The organism is Hyphomonas sp., assembly GCF_016125515.1.
Classification (GTDB): Bacteria; Pseudomonadota; Alphaproteobacteria; order Caulobacterales; family Hyphomonadaceae; genus Hyphomonas.
On record NZ_WGLO01000005.1, the window covers coordinates 111,792 to 130,491 of the forward strand.

Here is an 18,700-nt window from a genome sequence, read left to right on the forward strand (position 1 = left end):
GTGCTTCGGTCGCGGCACGGCTAGCGCGCGGCGATCACGGCGCACGCCTTGGCGAGCGCTTCGGGGTAGAGCTTGTGCTCGGCGGGAAGTGTCCGCGCGGCCAGCGTCTCTGCCGTGTCGCCCGGCAAGATGGGCACGCGGGCCTGCGCGATGATCTCGCCTTCATCGACTCCGGCGCTGACCCAGTGGACGGTGCAGCCAGCTTCGGTATCGCCGGCATCAAGGGCGCGCTGGTGGGTGTCGAGCCCCTTGTACTTCGGCAACAGGGACGGGTGGATGTTGATCATCCGGCCTTCCCAGCGTTTGACGAACCAGGGCGTCAGCACCCGCATGAACCCGGCGAGCGCGATGACCTCGACGCCGGCGCCGCGCAAGGTTGAGTCGACATGGAACTCGAAGGCTTCCCGGTCCTTGCCGTAGGTCTTGTGGTCGATAGCCAGCGCGGCGACGCCCGCCGCTTCGGCGAATTGCAATCCGGCGGCGTCCGGGCGGTTGGACAACACGAGCACTGGCTCGGCCGGGTAGGCCGGGTCCCTGGCGGCGCGCAGCAGAGCTTCCATGTTGGAGCCGCGGCCCGAGATGAGGATCGCGAGCCTCAGCCGCGTCATGCCGGCTTGAGCCCGCCGATCACGCGCGGCACTTCGCCTGCGGCGACCAGGTCGCCCAGAACGCTGTCGACGTCCGCACGGGCAACGGCCAGCACCAGGCCGATGCCCATGTTGAAGGTGCGGTGCATCTCGTCATCGGTGACGCCGCCGGCCTCCTGCAGCCATCTGAACACCGGCAGGGGCTCCCAGCTGGCGCGGTCGATGTGGGGCACAAGGCTGTCCGGACACATGCGCGGGGTGTTCTCGGTCAGGCCGCCGCCGGTGATGTGGGCGAGGCCCTTGATGCGGCCGGACCGGATCAGCGGTATCACCAGCGGGGCGTAGAGCCGCGTTGGCGTCAGCAGCGCTTCGCCCAGCGTCTGGTTCGAGAAGGGCGAGTGGCCACCATAGAACAGGCCCTCGCGGGCCACGATCCGGCGGATCAGCGAATAGCCGTTGGAATGGGGGCCGGAGGAGGGGATGCCGATCAGCACGTCGCCGTCATTCATGTCGCCGTGGCGGGGCAGCACCTTGTCTCGGTCCACCGCGCCGACCACGAACCCGGCCAGATCGTAATGGCCCGGCGGGTACATGCCCGGCATCTCGGCGGTCTCGCCGCCGACGAGAGCGCAGCCGGACTGGCGGCAGCCTTCGGCGATGCCGGCGATCACTGCTTCCGCGATCCCGCCCTCCAGTTTGCCGGTGGCGAAATAGTCTAGGAAAAACAGGGGCTCGGCGCCCTGCGCCAGAACATCGTTGGCGCACATGGCCACGAGGTCGATGCCCACCGTGTTGTGGATGCCCGTTTCGAAGGCCAGCATCAGCTTGGTGCCGACGCCGTCCGTGCCCGAGACGAGGATGGGGTCAGTGTAACCGGCCGCCTTCAGGTCGAACAGGGCGCCGAAGCCGCCGAGGCCGCCCATCACGCCGGCGCGGGCCGTCGCCTTCGCCATCGGCGAAATGGCATCTACCAGCCGCTCGCCTGCCTCAATATCGACACCGGCATCGCGGTACGAAAGGGGCGGTTTGGAGGTCGCGTTCATCTGATCTGGCCCCAGTGCTTGCCCGAACCGGCGCGTTAGCATGAGGCGGACCAGAGTTCCAGTGAAGGTTCGGAAGTGAAGCTCGCGGTTTCCGGTTCAGATTGTGCCTGTTAGAAGAAGCCCAGCTAAGGAGTTCGCGTTCCATGATTCGACTGCTACTGGCCGCCCTGTTCCTGTCCCTGGCCGGCGCGGGTGCCGTGCATGCCGACACGCGCGACGTCTACACCATCCGGGGCATCGCCGTGGATGAGACCGCTGCGACGGTAATCGAGGCGCGTGAACGGGCGATGACCTCGGCCCGGCTGACGGCGGCGCGCACCCTGATCAACAAGATTACATTGGCGTCGGACCGCGCTGCGGCGGGTGGCGTGCCGATCGATGCGGCCCTGGCTGCGCGGTTTGCGGCGGCGGTGGACGTGGAAGAAGAGGCACAGGGCGCCGGACGCTACCGAGGCAAGCTGGCCGTGGTGCTGAACCCGTCCGTGGTGCGGGCCCACCTTGATTCGCTGAAAGTACCCTATCTCGACGCTCAGGCCCCGCTGGCCCTGATGGCGCCGGTCTCGACCGTCGGCCAGCAGGCTGCCTGGGTCACCGCCTTCGGCGAGCGCAACAAAGGCACGCTGGTGCCGTTTGTCACAGCGACCGGCATCTACACGCCCTACAGCACCTGGACGGAGCTGAACCCGGAAGCGACGCCGCTGAATGCCCGCCGCGGCATCCTGGCCGAGCTGCAGGGCCGCGATGGCGCCTGGCGGGTCGTGGTCTCAACCGTGACGGCCAACGGCAATGAGGCCATCGGCGCCACGCCGCCGATGCCGACACTTGAAGCTGCGGCTGAAGCGGTGTCCACGATGCTGGACGAATCCTGGAAGCAGGCCTCGATCGTGCGCGACGGCTCGCGCACCGATGTGTCCGCCTCCGTGCGTTACACCTCGCTGGCCGAATGGAACACGCTGCGCGGCGCGCTCGCCCGTTCGCCGCTGGTGTCGGACTTCCGCACCAAGGCGGTCGCCCGTGAAGGCGCCATCGTGACCTTCTCCTATGCCGGCGACGAGAACCGCCTGCGCAACGACCTCGTACAGCGCGGTGTCACCCTCTCGCGCGAAGAGGGCGACCTGACCCTGCGCTCGGCTGTGTCGACCTCGATCCAGCAGTGAACGCCGGAGAACCGGACCCGGACAAGCGACCGACGCAGCCCCTGTTCGGTTTCCCCCCGCCGCCCGCCAGCTGGGACGGCCTGGTGCAGGGACCACACAATGCGGCGGCGTTGAGAATCTCATCCAAGCCGGACGACTGGGCGACACCGGTGCTGTGCATCACGGGCCCGGCAAAGTGCGGCCTGACCTATCTTGCCGAGGCCTGGGCCGATCAGTTCGGCGGGGAGTATCTCAGCGCCGCGCAGCTCTCCCGCGCCGGCCTGCGCGGGCTGGATGCACTGGCCGGGCGGCATGTGGTGGTCGATGACGCCGACCTCGTGGCCGGCAAGAGCGATGAGGCCCTGTTGTCGCTGATCAACCTGGTGACCTCCGGCGGCGGCCGCCTGTTGCTGACGGCCCACCGCCCACCGTCACAGTGGCGGGCCGGATCGCCGGACCTCAAGTCGCGGCTCAATTCCCTGCCGGTCGGCGAAATCGGCGCACCGGATGACGATGTGCTGCGGGCCCGGCTGCAGGCGGCGGCGGCGCAGCGCTACCTGCGACTCTCGACCGAGGTACTCAACTATCTGGTGCCTCGGCTTGAACTTGCCTATGAGGCCGTTGAGAACTTCATGGACCGACTCAGCGACGCGGTGAGTGAGCACGACCGGGCGCCCAGCCTTCCGCTGGCCCGGCGGGTGCTCGACGCGATGAGCGGGGCCGGGGACGATGACGAGGCGGAGGAATGAGCCGACATGGCGGATGGCCAGAGCCGAGTGAACAAGCAGCTGATGGGGTCGCCGCAGCGGTTCCTGAACCGCGAGCTGTCCTGGCTTGAGTTCAACCAGCGTGTGCTGGAAGAGGCCGACAATCGCGCCCATCCGCTTCTCGAGCGGCTGCGCTTCCTGTCGATCTCGGCCAGCAACCTCGATGAGTTCGACATGGTGCGCTATGCCGGCCTGCGTGAGCAGGTGCGCGCCGGTGTCACGCGGCCGAGCCAGGACGGGCTGACGCCCGCCCAGCAGGTATCTGCAATCGAGGAAGCCGCGTTCAACCTGATCGCCGACCAGCAGAAACAGTGGAAAGCCCTGAAGGCCGCGATGGAGGACGAGGGCATCTTCGTGCTCGCGGCCGAAGACCTGACCAAGCGCGAGCGCGCCGATATCGAGGCCTACTTCCACTCCAACATCTTCCCGATCCTGACGCCGCTGGCGATTGACCCGGCACACCCGTTTCCATTCATCCCGAACCTCGGCTTCACGATTGCATTCGACCTGCAGCCGGTGAATGGCGGCGAGGCGCAGGTGGGCATCGTGCCGATGCCGTCCTTCGTGCGCCGGTTCATCCGCCTGCCGAAGGGCGCCAAGCCGGGCATCCGCTTCATTGCGCTGGAGGACGTGATCGGCCTGTTCCTGCCGGCCCTGTTTCCGGGCTTCAAGGAGGCCGGACGCTGCCTGTTCCGCATCGTGCGCGACAGCGATATCGAGATCGAGGAAGAGTCCGAAGACCTGATTCGCGAATTCGAGGTGTTGCTGAAGCAGCGCCGCCGAGGCCGGATCGTCCGCCTGCGGATGCAATCGAGCGCGCCGGAGCGGCTGCGCAACTTCATCATGCGCGAGATCGGCGCGGATTCCTCGGATGTCGTGCAGTATGACGGCATTCTCGGCATGGCGCGCCTGTCCGAACTGATCGTCGATGACCGGCCAGACTTGCAATTCCCCCCCTATGAGCCGCGCTATCCCGAACGCATCCGCGAGATGGGCGGCGACATCCTTTCCGCCATCCGCGCCAAGGATATCCTTGTCCATCATCCATTCGAGAGCTTCGATGTGGTGGTCGAGTTCGTGCGCCAGGCGGCGGCGGATCCGCAGGTCGTGGCGATCAAGCAGACGCTGTACCGCACTACGGTGAACTCGCCGATCGTCGGTGCGTTGATCGAGGCGGCGGAGTCCGGCAAGTCGGTCACGGCGCTGGTCGAGATCAAGGCGCGCTTTGACGAGGAAGCGAACCTGCGTCTCGCCCGCGACCTCGAACGCGCGGGCGTGCAGGTCGTGTACGGATTCATCGAATACAAGACGCACGCGAAAGTCTCGCTGGTGGTGCGCCGCGAGGGCAATGAGCTGCGCACTTACACCCATTACGGCACTGGCAACTATCACCCGATCAACGCGCGTATCTATACGGACCTTTCGCTGTTCACTGCCGATCCGGCCCTGGGGCGCGACGCCAACCGACTGTTCAACTTTGTCACGGCCAACCGGGAACCGCCTGAAATTCCTCCGACATTCGAGTCGATCTGCATGGCGCCGGTGAACCTCAAAGAGCAGCTGCTCGAGATGATCGAGTCCGAGGCGGCGGCGGCGAAGAAGAAAAAGCCGAGCGGGATCTGGGCGAAGATGAACTCGCTGGTCGACGGCGATGTGATCGATGCGCTCTACCGGGCGAGCCAGGCCGGCGTGCCGATCCAGTTGATCGTGCGCGGCATCTGTTGCCTGAGGCCGGGCATTCCGGGCCTCTCGGAAAACATCACGGTGAAGAGTATCGTCGGGCGGTTCCTCGAACACGCGCGCATGCTGTGCGTGGCCAATGGCGAGCCGCTGCCATCACCGCAAGCGAAGGTGTTCATGTCTTCGGCGGACTGGATGCCGCGCAACCTGCAGCGCCGCGTGGAAGTGCTGGTGCCGATCCAGAACCCGACCGTGCACCGCCAGGTGATGAACCAGATCATGGTGGCCAATCTCAATGATGTGCAGCAATCCTGGCTGATGCATCCCGATGGCCGCTACGAGCGCTTTGAAAGCGAAGCGTCCGACGGCGCGTTCTCCGCCCACGGCTATTTCATGCTGAACCCGAGCCTGTCCGGCCGTGGCAGCGCGCTGGAAGTGACCCTGCCGCCGCGCCTGTCGCTGCCTGAAGGACCGAAATGAGTATTGCCCAACCCCGTCAGGCCGGCATCATCGACATCGGATCGAACTCGGTCCGTCTCGTGATCTGCGATGTGCTGGGCGCCTCGATCCTGCAGAGCTTCAACGAGAAGGTCATGGCGGGGCTCGGCGAGGGACTGACGAAGACCGGGCATCTGTCGCCGCAGGGCGTGCAGGCGGCGTTGCAGGCACTCAGCCGCTACCGCGCCATCCTCCGGGCGCTGAATGTCGACACCTATCAGGCGGTTGCGACAGCGGCCGTGCGGATGGCCAGCGACGGCGAGAGTTTCCTCAAGACGGCGGGCAAGGTGCTTGGCCGTCCGGTCCGCCTGCTGAGCGGCGAAGATGAAGCGCGCCTGTCGGCGCGCGGTGTGGATCTCAGCATCCACGATCCGTTGGGCGTGATCGGGGATCTTGGCGGGTCGAGCCTTGAGCTGAAACGCATTGGCGCGCCCGGCGGCCGGGAGGAGGGCGAAAGCCTGATGCTGGGCCCGCTCGCACTCGGCGATATTGTCAGTGAACCGAAGGAATTGCGCAAACGAATCCGCGACGCCCTGAAGACCAGTGAGGTGCTGACCGGCGCGCGTGGGCGTTTTTACGCTGTGGGCGGCGCGTGGCGCGCCTTCGGGCGGCTGGTGATGGAGCTGGAACGATATCCGCTGCACGTGCTGCAGGGCTACCAGATTAATGAAGGCCAGGTGGCCCGGGCGGCGAAACTGTGTGTCGACTCGCTGTCGAACGCCGCCGCACGCCAACAGATCGAGGCACTGGACAAGCGGCGGGCGAAATATTTCCCCATGGCCGCGATCCTGATCGAGGAAGTGCTGGCCCATAGCGCGCTGGAAGGCGTCACGATCTCCGCGACCGGCGTGCGCGAAGGCGTGCTGCACGACCTGCTGGAGATGAAGCTCGAAGATCCGTTGACGGACGGGATCGTCGCCTATGCGCGGCTCGACAACAACCAGATCGCGTTCGGGCGTGCCTTGCACACGTTCATTGCGCCGGCATTGGTGCCGCAGCCGGACCTGTTCGGCTCGCCGGCGGCCGACATCCGGATCGAGAAAGCCGCCTGCATGATGGCCGACAGCGCGGGACGGTATCACCCCGATCACCGCGCCGAGATGGCTTACGACCAGGCGCTGCGCGCGCCCTATCTGGGTGTGACCCATCCCGAGCGCGCGATGATCGCCTATGCCATCGGCTGCCGGTACGAGAAGGACTTCAAGCGCCCCGCCGAGCATATCGGCTTGACTACGGATCCGCAGGCTGACCGGGCGCGCCAGATCGGCTTGCTGATGCGGCTGGGCGCGGTCTTCTCCGGCCGGTCGGGGCCGATCCTCAAGCGGGTGTCTCTGAGCCGCGAGGGCGATACGCTGGAGCTGCAGGTCGGCAAGCGGGACGCGAACCTGATCTCGGAAACGGTGGAGCGCCGCCTGTCACAGGCAGCCAACCAGCTGAAGCTGAAATCGCGCACCAGCGTGCGCTGAAGCGCTCAGACGTCGAACAGGCGGACCTGACCGCCTTCGAACGATACGGCGAGCTTTCCGGAAAGCAAGGCGCGCGCCTTCTTGCCGAACATCTCGTAGCGCCAGCCGGTCATCGCCGCGATGTCCTGGCTCGTTTCGCCGCGGGCGATCCGGTCGATATCGGCAGAGTTGGCGATCAGGCGCGGCACGACATTGTTCTCGTCGCTGACATGCTTGAGCAGCACTTTCAGCAGCTCCGGCGCGCCGGCCGGGATCTGGGCATTCTGGACCGGGCGCGAGAGTTCCGGCGCGAAAGCATCCGGCGTGTCGATGGCGGCGCGGACGGCTTCCATCAGGCCCTGGCCATGCTTGGAGCGGATGAAGCCGTTCGGCACGGAGCGCAGCTGGGCGAAGTCTTCTTCCGAGCGCGGCTTCTGCGCGGCAATCTCCTGGATCGCGTCGTCCTTCAGGATGCGGCGGCGCGGCTTGTCGAGTTCCTGCGCCACGCGCTCGCGCCAGGCGGCGACGGAGACGACCACGGCGGCATAGTCCTTCTTCGGCATGCGCAGTTTCAGGCGCTGCCAGGCGTTCATCGGTTCGGTGTCATAGGTGGCCGGGTCTTCGAGGTCGGCCATTTCCTCGCGCACCCAGGTCATCCGGTCGGTGCGTTCCAGCTCGTCGCGCATGATCTGGTATGCGTCGCGCAAGTGGGTGACGTCGCCGAGGGCGTAGACCAATTGTTTCTGGCTCAGCGGACGGCGCATCCAGTCGGTGAACTGGCTGGACTTGTCGATCTGCTTCTTGAGGACGCGCTGGACGAGGTTGTCGTAGGAAATCGAATCACCGAAGCCGAGCGCCATGGCGGCGACCTGGGTGTCGAAGATCGGGCCAGGCGGGTGGCCGATCAGGCGGTTGAAGATCTCGATGTCCTGGCGGGCCGCGTGGAACACCTTGGTCTGCCGGTCGGAGGCGATCAGGTCCAGGAAGGGCTTGATGTCGAGGTCTTCGGCGCGAGGGTCGATGAGGCCCTCCACGCCGGGCGCAGAGGCCTGCACGAGGCACAGTTCCGGCCAGTAAGTGGTTTCCCGGTGGAACTCGGTGTCCACGCACACGAATTCCGCTTCGGCCAGACGTCCACACAGATCTTCCAGCGCGGACTGCTCAGTGATGGGCGTCAGGGTGTTGTCAGTCATTGCTGGGTCGCTTATCGCACCAGCTTGACAAAGGCGAGGGGGTCTGTGCCCTACGCCGCTTCTTTCTGTTTGGCCGAGATACCGGAGTTTTCGCCCAATGCACGCCTATCGCACCCACACCTGCGGGGAATTGCGCAAGTCCCATGTCGGCGAAACCGTCAAGCTGTCAGGCTGGCTGCACCGCCGCCGGGACCATGGAGGGGTGATGTTCATCGACCTGCGCGACCATTACGGCCTGACGCAGATCGTGTTCAATCCGGGCTCTGCGGGCTTTGCGACGGTCGAGCGCCTGCGCGCCGAGAGCGTGATCACGGTGGAAGGCAAGGTTGTGGCCCGGGACGGGGACCTCGTGAACCCGAACCTTGCGACCGGCGAAATTGAGGTCGTGGGCGGGGCTGTTTCGGTCCAGTCCGAGGCCGCCGAGCTGCCGATGCCGGTGTTCGGCGACCATTCCTATCCGGAAGACATCCGCCTCAAGCACCGCTACCTGGACCTGCGCCGGGAGCAGCTGCACAAGAACATGGTGCTGCGCTCCAACGTGATTGCGAGCCTGCGCCGCCGGATGGTGGCCGGGGGCTTCACCGAATACCAGACGCCCATCCTGACCGCTTCGAGCCCGGAGGGCGCGCGCGACTTCCTCGTGCCGAGCCGGATGCATCCCGGCGAGTTCTACGCCCTTCCGCAGGCGCCGCAGCAGTTCAAACAGCTCCTGATGGTGTCTGGCTTCGACCGCTACTTCCAGATTGCGCCGTGCTTCCGCGACGAGGACGCCCGCGCCGACCGCTCGCCCGGCGAGTTCTACCAGCTCGATATCGAGATGAGCTTTGTCACCCAGGAAGACGTGTTCAACGCAGTTGAGCCAGTCATGCGCGGCGTGTTCGAGGAGTTCGCCCAGTGGGACGGCAAGCAGCGCACCGTTGTGCCGGGCCCGTTTGAACATGTGCCATATGCCGAAGCGATGCTCAAATACGGCTCCGACAAGCCGGACCTGCGCAACCCGTTGATCATCTGTGATGTCTCCGACATTGCGACCCGCGAGGACGTGACGCTGGGCGTGTTCAAGAAGATCGTCGATGGCGGCGGTATCGTGCGCGCCATTCCGGCGCCCACCACGGCAGAACAGCCCCGCAGCTTCTTCGACAAGATGGACGCCTGGGCGAAGAAGGAAATGCAGGCTCCGGGCCTGGGCTACATCCGCTTCGTGGAAGAAGACGGCAAGCTGGCCGGCACCGGACCGATCGCCAAGTTCTTTGCGCCGGAGGCGCTTGCCGCACTGGCCGCGAAGGCCGGCGTCAAAGCCGGCGACGCCCTGTTCTTCTCGGCGGGCGACAAGACCGCCGCCGTGAAGCTGGCGGGCGCCGCACGCACCCGTATCGGTGAGGAACTCGGCCTGATCGACAAGAGCATCTTCAAGCTCTGCTGGATCGTCGACTTCCCGATGTTCGAATGGGACGAAGACAACAAGTGCGTGGACTTCAGCCACAACCCGTTCTCGATGCCGCAGGGCGGGATGGAAGCGCTGCTGGCGGCCGACACGGTCGAGAAACAGCTGGCCATCAAGGCCTACCAGTATGACATCGTCTGCAACGGCATCGAGCTGTCCTCGGGTGCCATCCGGAACCACCGTCCGGAAATCATGCTCAAGGCCTTCGAGATTGCGGGCAAAGGCCCACACGTCGTGGAAGAGAAGTTCGGCGGCATGCTGAACGCCTTCCGCTATGGCGCCCCGCCGCACGGCGGGATTGCGCCCGGCGTGGACCGGATCGTGATGCTGCTGGCCGAGGTCGACAACCTGCGCGACGTCATCCTGTTCCCGATGAACCAGCAGGCCCGCGACCTGCTGATGGGCGCCCCGAGCCCAGTCGAGGACCGTCAGCTGAAAGAGCTGAACATCCGCCTCGCGCCAGCGATCAAGAGCTGAGGCGCCTTTCGCTGAATTTATCCGGCGCCGCGCAGAATCTTCGCGGCGCCGCAAAGAGTTAGCGGGTTCTTAATCAAGTCTTGCGAATTTCACGCACAGCAAGAAGCGTGCGGAAACGGTTGGTCTGGCGGTGAACGCTTGGCCGGTTCTCTCCGGCCATGCCGCTTCCTGCGAGTGTTGCCGTCAGCCCGCTGACGGGGCTTCGCTCCATCCGGCGAAGTCCGCAGACCGGGTCTGACATCCTGCGAACAATCTATGGAGAAAGACTATGTCGCAAACGTCCTACCTTCTTTCGTGTGAAGTCCTCTGCGGTGAGGGCAGCGATGGCGCCCTCGAGGGCAAAGATCGCGCCTTCCTGATCGTCGCCGTCAGCGCCGCAAGCGAAGATGATGCGATTGCCAAAGTCGAAGCCGACTTCGACGAAGAAGGCTACGCGATTGTCGAGATCGAGTGGATTGCGACGGCTGCCGACATGCAGTGGGAAGATGCGGACGGCGAAGCCGAAGCCAAGGACATCCTCGCCCGCCTCGCCGAGCTGCCGGACGAAGTCATCTACGGTATGCTGTACGATATCTCCGACGACGACATGAGCGAAGCCGCCTGAGCGCCCGAATAGCGCTGCTTTTCCGTTTTGCAAATGACCTGCGGCCGCCTGAACAGCGGCCGCATTTTTTTGTTCCGGTGTGAGGGGACCGAAGGCGCGCGGGCGCTCCGGTATCAGTTGGGCGCGCCGGCGAGGTTTGTCGCGAGCTGCGAGAAGGTGCACATTGGCAGGCGTTGGTTGGCGGGCAGGCGGGTCGTGAGCGAGCCGCAGGCGCCTTCGAAGTCGGCTTCGTCGAAGCCCTTCACCGATTGCAGGTTTGCGCCGGGAAAGCGGGCATCGCGGAAGGACGCGCCGGTCACGTCTGCGCCGGCCATCCGGGCGTCGGTGAAGATCGCGCCGTTGAAGATCGCGCCGCGCAGGTTGGCGCGGTCGAATACGGCGCCCGTAAAGTTGGCGGTCGACAAGTCAGCGTTTTCGAGCCGGGCGATGATCAGCTCGGCCTGTTCGAAGTTGGCGCCGACCATGACGGCGTCCTGCAGGCTGGCGCCGTGCATCAGGGCGCGGCGGAAATCGGCGCCCGAGGCTTTGATGCCCTGCAGGCGCGTGCCGGCGAACACGCCGTCCGCGAGCTTGGCATTGGTGAGGACGGCGCCGCGCATGTCAGCGCCGGTCAGATCTGCGCGCTCGAAGTTCACGCCGACGGCCTGCACGCCGCGCATGACCGAATAGTCGAGCTTGGCTTCGGAATAGTTGGCGCCGGAGAGCGTCCAGCCGGTCAGGTTGCGGCCTGAAAGGTCGCAGGTGGCACAGGTGCCGACATAGCTGGGAGACCAGGCAACCGGCTGGCCCTGTGCGAAGGCGCCCGGTGCGGTGAAGGCGGCGAATGCACCCGCCAGTGAAAGGAGACGCAGATTCAGATTGTCCATGAGACTCGGAATAGACCTTTCCCGATATTCCCTAAACTGAACAAACTGTAAGAACTGTAAATGCGACACGACTGTTGCCAGAAAGCAATAAGACTGGACGGAACGTCATGAATTTCGCGTGAGACGCGAACACCATGCCATGCTCGTTCGCGCAACAGGCTATTGGCTCGCCCGGCTTTCCTCTCCGCACGTGTCGCAGGCCATGTGGCCGTCGGGGCCGGCTTCGAACAGGGTGAAGCTGCCGCAGGACGGGCAGGCCTGGGACAGGTAAGTCGGTGAAAGATCTCGGGTTTCTCCGGCGGCGGGCTCCTCGGCGGCCTTTTCGGCCCGGCGGGTGCCGAGGATGACGATGTTGTCCGGCAGCTGGCCGCGCGAGAAGCCGCGCGAGATGAACTGCGCCGCTTCGCTGGTGAAGGCCGCGGTCTCGCCGCGCGTGGCGTCGCCGGCGCCGCGGCCGAGACCGTCATGTGTGACGTCAGCTTCGGCGAGGTCGTCGCGGCCCAGATAGGAAACGGCGAGTTCCCGGAAGATGTAGTCGAGGATCGAGGTGGCATTGGTGATCCGGTCGTTGCCGGTCACCGCGCCTGCCGGCTCGAACCGGGTGAACACGAAGGCGTCGGCATATTCCTCTAGCGGCACGCCGTATTGCAGGCCCAGGGAAACCGAGATGGCGAAATTGTTCATCAGGCTGCGGAAAGCGGCGCCTTCCTTGTGCATGTCGATGAAAATCTCGCCGAGGCTGCCATCGTCGAATTCGCCGGTGTGCAGGTAGACCTTGTGGCCGCCGACCGTGGCTTTCTGGATGTAGCCCTTGCGGCGGTCCGGCAGGCGGGTGCGGCGCACGCGGGGGGCTTCCTCCGACAGGGCGGGCAGGTCGGGCAGGGCTTCGGCATCCTCGACGATCTCTTCGGCCAGCGAGACGATCTGCTCCATCCGCAGCCGCAGGTCTTCAGAAGGCGGCGCGCGGTGGCCGGTCATCAGCGCAGACAGGCCCGCCGCCATCGCGGCTTCGGCGAGTTCGAGCCCGTCGGCGGACGGCGCGCGCAGCATGCCCATGCCGCCGAGTGCTTTGGAGGTGGCGGCGGTGAAGCGGATCTCGGCATCGGCGCTGACATTCAGCGAAAGGCCAGCGGCAGCGAGGCCCTTGCCGGCGATCTCGTCGATGGCGCCGTCGATGGCGAGTTCGGCTGCCGCGATGTCTTTCTTGGAGAAGCCGACCGCAGACAGCAGCGCCTTGCCGTCGGAGTCGAAACGCTCGGGCGAGAGCTTGAGGTCGTTGATGATGATCTCGTCGCCGAGCACCCAGCGGGAGAAGGCGGCGCTCAGCGGCAGGCCGTCGCCAATGGCGCGCGTCACGCGCTCGATGGCTTCGTCGGTGAAGCCCCGGTCGCGCAGGCGGGTGCGGCCGAGGGCGGAGTCGAGGTCGTGCTCACCGGCCTGGGAGAGGCGGTCGAGCAGGGCGGGCAGGTGCTCGGGCGCGCGGCGGGCGAGGCCGAGGCGGGCGGCGCGGCTGAGGCTGGGCGCATCTTCCCCGTAGGCCAGCACGGTGCGCACCGGCGCGGCGCCTTCGCTTTCGCATTCGGGCAGCACGGCGGCCATGTCGCGCAGCGGCAGCAAGGCGAGCTGGCAGGCGCGGCGGCCGCTGGCCTTCATCGCCTCCAGGCCCAGCAGGCGGCCCTGGGCGGCGGGGAAGGCGGCGCCGGTAGCGGATGACTTGATCAGGGCAGCGAGTGCGGCGCCGACCGCGACACCGGCCTCCGAGGCATAGTCGAGCCCCAGTGACAGGACCGCAGCGCCAAGCCCGGCAACGACCAGCATGCCTTCGCCCAGATCGCGCGCGGCGGCGTCGACGGCTGCGACCAGGTAATCGGCTTCGAGCCCGCCGGGACCGATGGCCTGGGCTACATCCAGCACGCGGCAGCGGGTGCCGGCTTCGGGCAGGGCGCCGCGCATCAGGTGGATTTCGGCGCCCTCTTCCAGTGCCGCGAGCAGCGCGTCAGACAGAGCCGCGTCGATGTGGCCCGCATCGAACACGCCGGGGCGCGGCGAGGGGGTGCTGACGGCAGCGGCGCGCAGGGACGCGGCGGTCTTCAGGATGCCGCCCGGCTGGCGCAGGGCCTCTTCCAGCACGTCCTGCGGCAGGCCGGCGGCGAGGGCTTCGGCCAGTTCGGCGTTCTTTGGCGCGTCGCCCAGGCGTTCCAGCATTTCTGCGGTGGCGAGCTGGGAAACACCCAGAAGGTTCGCCGCGGACCAGGCGGCCCGGACATCGCGCAGGGCCGCGGCCGTCAGCGGCTGGGGCAGGCGCCCGGCAGAGCGCAGCACGTCCCTCAGCCGGATTTCCGGAGACAGCAAGCCGTCCGATTCGGCCGCTTCGAGTAGGTCATTCTGGGATTTCGCTGCCATGATGGGGTTCCGCGCCGAATCAGTTCAGCAGAGGGTGCCTTGGGCCCGCCCGTGCCGCAACCCTGTGCAGCCCCGTATGCGCGCCAAGTTGCCTGCACGCGGCGGATGGATTAACTGCCCGGGCACGGCCATATTGCGGCCATCAAGTCAGGTCAGGAACCCCTAGATGCTGAAGCAGATTTTCACCTGGTGGAGCGGTAACACGATCGGCGCCGCGTTCGATATCGGACGGCGCGCCAACCCCATCGGCACCGACGAATACGGCAACCGGTATTTCGAGGAGCGCAAGCCCTCGCTGGAAGGCCGCCGCCGCCGTTACGTGATGTACAATGGCCTGGCTGAACCGTCGAAGGTGCCGGCGGACTGGCATGGCTGGCTGCACCACACGCTGGACACGCCGCCGACCAAGATGCCGCTGGACCGGCGCGAGTGGGAAATCGACCATACGCCGAACATGACCGGCACGCCCTACGCCACCAAGCCGAAGGGCAGCCTGGCGGCCGGCGACGCACGCCAGAAATCGGACGGCGACTACGAGGCCTGGAAACCCGATGCGTGAATCTGCCTTTGAGACAATGATCGGCGCCGTCGTTGTGGCGGTGGCGGCGGTGTTCCTGTGGTTCGCGCTCGCGCGCGGCGGGGAAGCTGCAACCGGCAGCGACCAGTACACGGTGACGGCGCGCTTCAACAACGTGTCCGGCCTGGCGCGCGGCTCCGATGTGCGCATCGCCGGCGTGAAGGCAGGCATCGTGAAAGCCATCGACGGCGATCCGAAACGGTTCGAAGCCGTGGTGACGCTGGCCCTCGATACGAAATGGGAATTGCCCGACGATACCGACGCCCGTGTGTCGACCGACGGCCTGCTCGGCGGCGCCTATGTGGCGCTGGAGCCGGGCGGCAGCATGGACAACATTCCCCAGGACGGCAAAGGCGAGATCCAGTACACGCGCGGCAGCGTTGACCTGCTGACGCTGTTTGCCTCGTTCGCTTCGGGCAGCGGCGGCGACCAGCCTGCCGAAAGCGAAGCCGATCCGACCGCCGACCCGCTCGATGCCCTTGATGGAGTTGAACCTTGAAATCCTTGCTTCGCATGGCGGCCTTTGCGGCTGCGGGCCTGTCGCTTGTCGGCCTTGCCTCGGCCGCCACTTACGCGAAGCAGGACCGCGCCACGCTGCGCGCGCTGGACAAGATCACAGGCCGGTCGACGGACATCGTCGTGAAGGTCGGCGAGCCAGTTGAATTCGGCTCGCTGCGGATCGAACTGAAGGCCTGCTTCCAGACGCCGCCGGATGAAGTCCCCGAAAGCGCGGCCTTCCTGAAAGTGTTCTCGACGCATGTTACCGGCAACGAACTGCTCGGCATGACGCTAGAGGAAAAGGCCGCTGCAATCCCGGCGGCCACGGAAGAAGCGCCGGTCGTTTTCTCGGGCTGGATGTATGCCTCTTCGCCGGGCCTCAGCGCGCTGGAACACCCCGTCTATGATATCTGGGTGATCCGCTGCACCGCACCGGCGCCCGTGAAGCTGCCAGACCGTGTGACCATTCCGCTCGGCGATGAACCGTTGACGGATGATGTTCCGGCCGGCGTGTCGCTGAGCGACGAAGCCCCGGCGCTTCCGGAAGAACCCGAACCGATCGACTGATCCTGCGGGGCAGGCGGGTAGAAGCTCGCTGGCACCTTGAGGGCGCGCTTCAGCCGTGCACGGAATTCTGCGCGCGGAATTTCGATCAGGCCGAATTGTTCCAGATGCGGATTGTGGAACTGCGCATCAAGCAGCACATAGCCGCGATCAATCAGGCGCGCGACGAGGTGCACCAGCGCGATCTTTGAGGCATCGGTCGCGCGGCTGAACATGCTTTCGCCGAAGAACGCGCCGCCGATGGCGATGCCGTATAGGCCGCCGACGAGGCGGTCGCCGTCCCAACACTCGACCGAATGCGCATGGCCTTCCCGGTGCAGTGCGCTGTAAAGATTGAGGATGGACGTGTTGATCCAGGTGCTGGGCCGGCCTTCGTGCGGCTCGCCGCAGGCTTCGATGACACGGGTGAAGGCCGTGTCGAAGGTGACCCGGTAGGGCTCCTGGATCACGGTGCGCTTCAGGCGTTTGGGGATGTGGAAGGCGTCGAGGGGCAGGATGCCCCGCAACTCCGGATCGACTAGGAACAGGCGTGGATCGTCGCGCGAATCCGCCATGGGAAAGACGCCCCGGCGATAGCAGGCGAGCAGGTCCTCGGTTCCGAAGCGGGCGGTCATGGCGCAGATATGGGTTGCGCCGCCGCGGCTGTAAACGCGGCCTTTGGGCCGGCAAAAGCGGCAGGCACGCCTAGTGGCCGGCGAATTTTGGCCGGCGTTTCTGAACAAAGGCGCGGACGCCTTCCGCAAAATCCTCTGTGTTGCCGAGCTCGAACTGCGTGCGCCGTTCAAGATCAAGTTGGGCGGCGAAGTCATTGTCGAAGGCGGCGGCCAGGACTTCCCGTGTGCGGACGAGGCCGAGCGTTGGCCCGGCGGCAAGCCTCTCGGCCAGAGCAGTGGCCTGCGCCAAGAGATCGGCGTCATCGACAGCCTGCCAGATCAGGCCCCATTCGGCGGCCTTTTCCGCGGGCAGTTTGTCGCCGAGAAGCGCAAGGGCCCGGGCGCGGGCGGCGCCCACCAGCCGGGGCAGGTGCCAGGAACAGCCCATGTCGGGCACCAGGCCCAGCTGCGGCGCAAAGACCTGGATGAACGTCGCCGACCTTGCGGCGAGCACGATATCGCAGGCCAGCGCGAGGCCGACGCCGCCGCCCGCCGCCACGCCGTTCACGGCGGCGACGGTCGGTTTCGGGAACGCCGCGAGATCGCGCGCCAGCGGATTGAAGTGGCTGGTCATGCCGTCGGAAATGCCCTGTCCCCGCGAGACAGGCGGCTTGTCAGTCTGCTCAACGAGGTCGGCGCCAGCACAAAAGCCGCGCCCAGCGCCGGTGATGATCAGTGCCCGGACGGACGCATCCGCCGCTGCGACGGCGAGCGCGTCACGGAAGTATTCCATCAGCGCTCGGTTCAGGGAGTTGAGCGCGGAGGGCCGGTTCAGCGTGATCGTGAGGACGCTGCCGGAGAAAGTCTGGAGGATGGGGGCCGGATCTGCCGGATCGCCTGTGCTGGTATCGCGCAATTCCGGGCCCCTTCGCTGTCAGACTTCGCTGGCGGCTTCCGTCTCGGCGGCCTTGGCGTCGGCCAGGAATTTTTCCAGCCAGTGGATGTTGTAGTGACCTGCAACGACGTCATCATTGTCGACGAGGCGGCGGTGCAGATCGAGCGTCGTGTAGACACCGCCGACAACCATCTCCTGCAAGGCGCGCTTGAGACGCATGAGGCATTCGCGGCGGGTGCGGCCGTGTACGATCAACTTGCCGATCAGCGAGTCGTAGTGCGGCGGGATGCGATAGCCGGCATAAGCTGCGCTATCGAGGCGCACATCGGGGCCGCCCGGCGCATGGAACTCGGTAATGAGGCCCGGCGAAGGCACGAAGGTTTCCGGGTGCTCGGCATTGACGCGGCACTCGATGGCATGGCCGACGAGCATCACGTCTTCCTGGCGGAAGGAGAGCGCCTTGCCTTCGGCGATGCGGATCTGCTCGCGCACAAGGTCGATGCCCGTGATCATTTCGGTGACCGGGTGTTCGACCTGCAGACGGGTGTTCATTTCGATGAAGTAGAACTTGCCTTCTTCATAGAGGAATTCGATCGTGCCGGCGCCGCGATAGCCGATCTTCTGCATCGCGCGGGCGCAGATGGCGCCGATCTCCTCGCGCTGGATCTGGTTGAGGGCCGGCGAGGGAGCCTCTTCGAGGACCTTCTGGTTGCGGCGCTGCAGTGAGCAGTCACGCTCCCAGAGATGGGCGACGTTGCCGTGCGTGTCGGCGATCACCTGTATCTCGATATGGCGCGGGCCCTGGAGGTATTTCTCGAGGTAGACCGCATCATCGCCAAAAGCGGCTTTCGATTCGGTCTTTGCCGTTTTCACCGCGTTCTCGAGGTCGGCCTCGGTCATCGCCAGTTTCATGCCGCGGCCGCCGCCACCGGCGGAGGCTTTGACGAGGACGGGATAGCCGATCTTTTTCGCGGCTTTCTTGGCCTCGGAAATTGATTCGAGCGCGCCTTCGGAGCCGGGCACGCAGGGCACGCCCGCCTCGATCATCGCCGCCTTCGCCGCGATCTTGTCGCCCATGATACGGATATGCTCTGCCGTCGGACCAATGAAGGCGAGGCCGTGCGCCTCGACCATCTCGGCGAACTGGGCGTTTTCCGACAGGAAGCCGTAGCCAGGGTGGATCGCATCGGCGCCGGTAATTTCCGCCGCCGCCAGAATGCGCGATTTTTTCAAATAGCTTTCGGCAGACGGCGCGGGACCGATGCAGACGCTCTCGTCGGCAAGGCGCACGGCCATGGCGTCGCGGTCGGCTTCCGAATGAACGACGACCGTTTGCAGTCCCATTTCCTTGCACGCGCGGTGGATGCGCAGCGCAATCTCGCCGCGGTTGGCGATCAGGACTTTGCTGATGTTGCGTGGTTCGGCCATGA

The 18,700-nt window shown here is 65.8% G+C and carries 16 protein-coding genes and 1 pseudogene; 9 read left to right on the plus strand and 8 right to left on the minus strand.

What is annotated here, in order from left to right; genetic code table 11:
• Window positions 1-20 precede the first annotated feature (20 nt).
• Complete coding sequence (purN, locus tag GC148_RS05200) at window positions 21-608, minus strand: phosphoribosylglycinamide formyltransferase (RefSeq protein ID WP_291069308.1); 588 nt, start codon at window positions 606-608, stop codon at window positions 21-23.
• Window positions 605-1,630, minus strand: a complete 1,026-nt coding sequence (purM, locus tag GC148_RS05205) for a phosphoribosylformylglycinamidine cyclo-ligase (protein ID WP_291069310.1) — start codon at window positions 1,628-1,630, stop codon at window positions 605-607. Before purM ends, purN begins: the two co-directional genes overlap by 4 nt.
• Before the next feature lie 143 nt (window positions 1,631-1,773).
• Here purM and GC148_RS05210 point away from each other — a divergent pair, with 143 nt between their 5' ends.
• The 4 genes from GC148_RS05210 to GC148_RS05225 are packed head-to-tail and all read left to right on the plus strand — an operon-like array spanning window position 1,774 to window position 7,177.
• Window positions 1,774-2,787, plus strand: a complete 1,014-nt coding sequence (locus GC148_RS05210) for a hypothetical protein (protein ID WP_291069311.1) — start codon at window positions 1,774-1,776, stop codon at window positions 2,785-2,787.
• Window positions 2,784-3,515 (plus strand): DnaA/Hda family protein, encoded by a 732-nt coding sequence (locus tag GC148_RS05215; RefSeq protein ID WP_291069313.1) that lies wholly within the window; start codon window positions 2,784-2,786, stop codon window positions 3,513-3,515. The genes GC148_RS05210 and GC148_RS05215 overlap by 4 nt, the downstream gene beginning before the upstream one ends.
• 6 nt (window positions 3,516-3,521) lie before the next feature.
• Window positions 3,522-5,693 (plus strand): RNA degradosome polyphosphate kinase, encoded by a 2,172-nt coding sequence (locus GC148_RS05220; protein ID WP_291069315.1) that lies wholly within the window; start codon window positions 3,522-3,524, stop codon window positions 5,691-5,693.
• Entirely contained in the window at window positions 5,690-7,177 is a 1,488-nt protein-coding gene (locus GC148_RS05225) for a Ppx/GppA family phosphatase (RefSeq protein WP_291069316.1), read from the plus strand. The genes GC148_RS05220 and GC148_RS05225 overlap by 4 nt, the downstream gene beginning before the upstream one ends.
• A 5-nt stretch (window positions 7,178-7,182) precedes the next feature.
• On the opposite strand, the gene rnd is transcribed toward GC148_RS05225, so the two are convergent.
• Window positions 7,183-8,349: a ribonuclease D gene (rnd, locus tag GC148_RS05230; protein ID WP_291069318.1), complete on the minus strand. Its 1,167-nt coding sequence runs from the start codon at window positions 8,347-8,349 to the stop codon at window positions 7,183-7,185.
• A 97-nt stretch (window positions 8,350-8,446) separates the two neighbouring features.
• On the opposite strand from rnd, the gene aspS reads away from it, so the two are divergent.
• Window positions 8,447-10,270 carry an aspartate--tRNA ligase gene (gene aspS, locus GC148_RS05235; protein WP_291069320.1) on the plus strand — a complete coding sequence of 608 codons (1,824 nt, stop codon included), beginning with the start codon at window positions 8,447-8,449 and terminating at the stop codon, window positions 10,268-10,270.
• Between the two features lie 268 nt (window positions 10,271-10,538).
• Entirely contained in the window at window positions 10,539-10,874 is a 336-nt protein-coding gene (locus GC148_RS05240; RefSeq protein ID WP_291069322.1) for a hypothetical protein, read from the plus strand.
• 113 nt (window positions 10,875-10,987) lie between these two features.
• On the opposite strand, the gene GC148_RS05245 is transcribed toward GC148_RS05240, so the two are convergent.
• Window positions 10,988-11,740: a pentapeptide repeat-containing protein gene (locus tag GC148_RS05245; RefSeq protein WP_291069323.1), complete on the minus strand. Its 753-nt coding sequence runs from the start codon at window positions 11,738-11,740 to the stop codon at window positions 10,988-10,990.
• A gap of 159 nt (window positions 11,741-11,899) precedes the next feature.
• Window positions 11,900-14,143 carry a hypothetical protein gene (locus GC148_RS05250; protein WP_291069324.1) on the minus strand — a complete coding sequence of 748 codons (2,244 nt, stop codon included), beginning with the start codon at window positions 14,141-14,143 and terminating at the stop codon, window positions 11,900-11,902.
• A 166-nt stretch (window positions 14,144-14,309) separates the two neighbouring features.
• Between GC148_RS05250 and GC148_RS05255 the strand changes: the two genes are divergently transcribed.
• Genes GC148_RS05255 through GC148_RS15910 form a run of 3 tightly spaced genes read left to right on the plus strand, consistent with a single transcriptional unit; the run spans window position 14,310 to window position 15,785 of the window.
• Window positions 14,310-14,702, plus strand: coding sequence for an NADH:ubiquinone oxidoreductase subunit NDUFA12 (locus GC148_RS05255; protein ID WP_291069325.1), 393 nt, complete (start codon window positions 14,310-14,312; stop codon window positions 14,700-14,702).
• Window positions 14,695-15,219, plus strand: a complete 525-nt coding sequence (gene mlaD / locus GC148_RS05260; protein WP_291069326.1) for an outer membrane lipid asymmetry maintenance protein MlaD — start codon at window positions 14,695-14,697, stop codon at window positions 15,217-15,219. Before GC148_RS05255 ends, mlaD begins: the two co-directional genes overlap by 8 nt.
• Window positions 15,216-15,785 carry a DUF2155 domain-containing protein gene (locus GC148_RS15910; protein ID WP_366063181.1) on the plus strand — a complete coding sequence of 190 codons (570 nt, stop codon included), beginning with the start codon at window positions 15,216-15,218 and terminating at the stop codon, window positions 15,783-15,785. Before mlaD ends, GC148_RS15910 begins: the two co-directional genes overlap by 4 nt.
• A gap of 38 nt (window positions 15,786-15,823) precedes the next feature.
• On the opposite strand, the pseudogene aat reads toward GC148_RS15910, so the two are convergent.
• The 3 genes and pseudogenes from aat to accC form a co-directional block, all read right to left on the minus strand.
• Window positions 15,824-16,396 (minus strand): annotated as a pseudogene (gene aat / locus GC148_RS05270) (leucyl/phenylalanyl-tRNA--protein transferase); the annotation flags it as partial.
• Between the two features lie 70 nt (window positions 16,397-16,466).
• A complete protein-coding gene (locus GC148_RS05275) occupies window positions 16,467-17,291 on the minus strand; it encodes an enoyl-CoA hydratase-related protein (RefSeq protein WP_291069330.1) in 825 nt (274 codons plus the stop codon).
• 18 nt (window positions 17,292-17,309) lie between these two features.
• Window positions 17,310-18,698, minus strand: a complete 1,389-nt coding sequence (accC, locus tag GC148_RS05280; RefSeq protein WP_291069331.1) for an acetyl-CoA carboxylase biotin carboxylase subunit — start codon at window positions 18,696-18,698, stop codon at window positions 17,310-17,312.
• Between the last annotated feature and the right edge of the window lie 2 nt (window positions 18,699-18,700).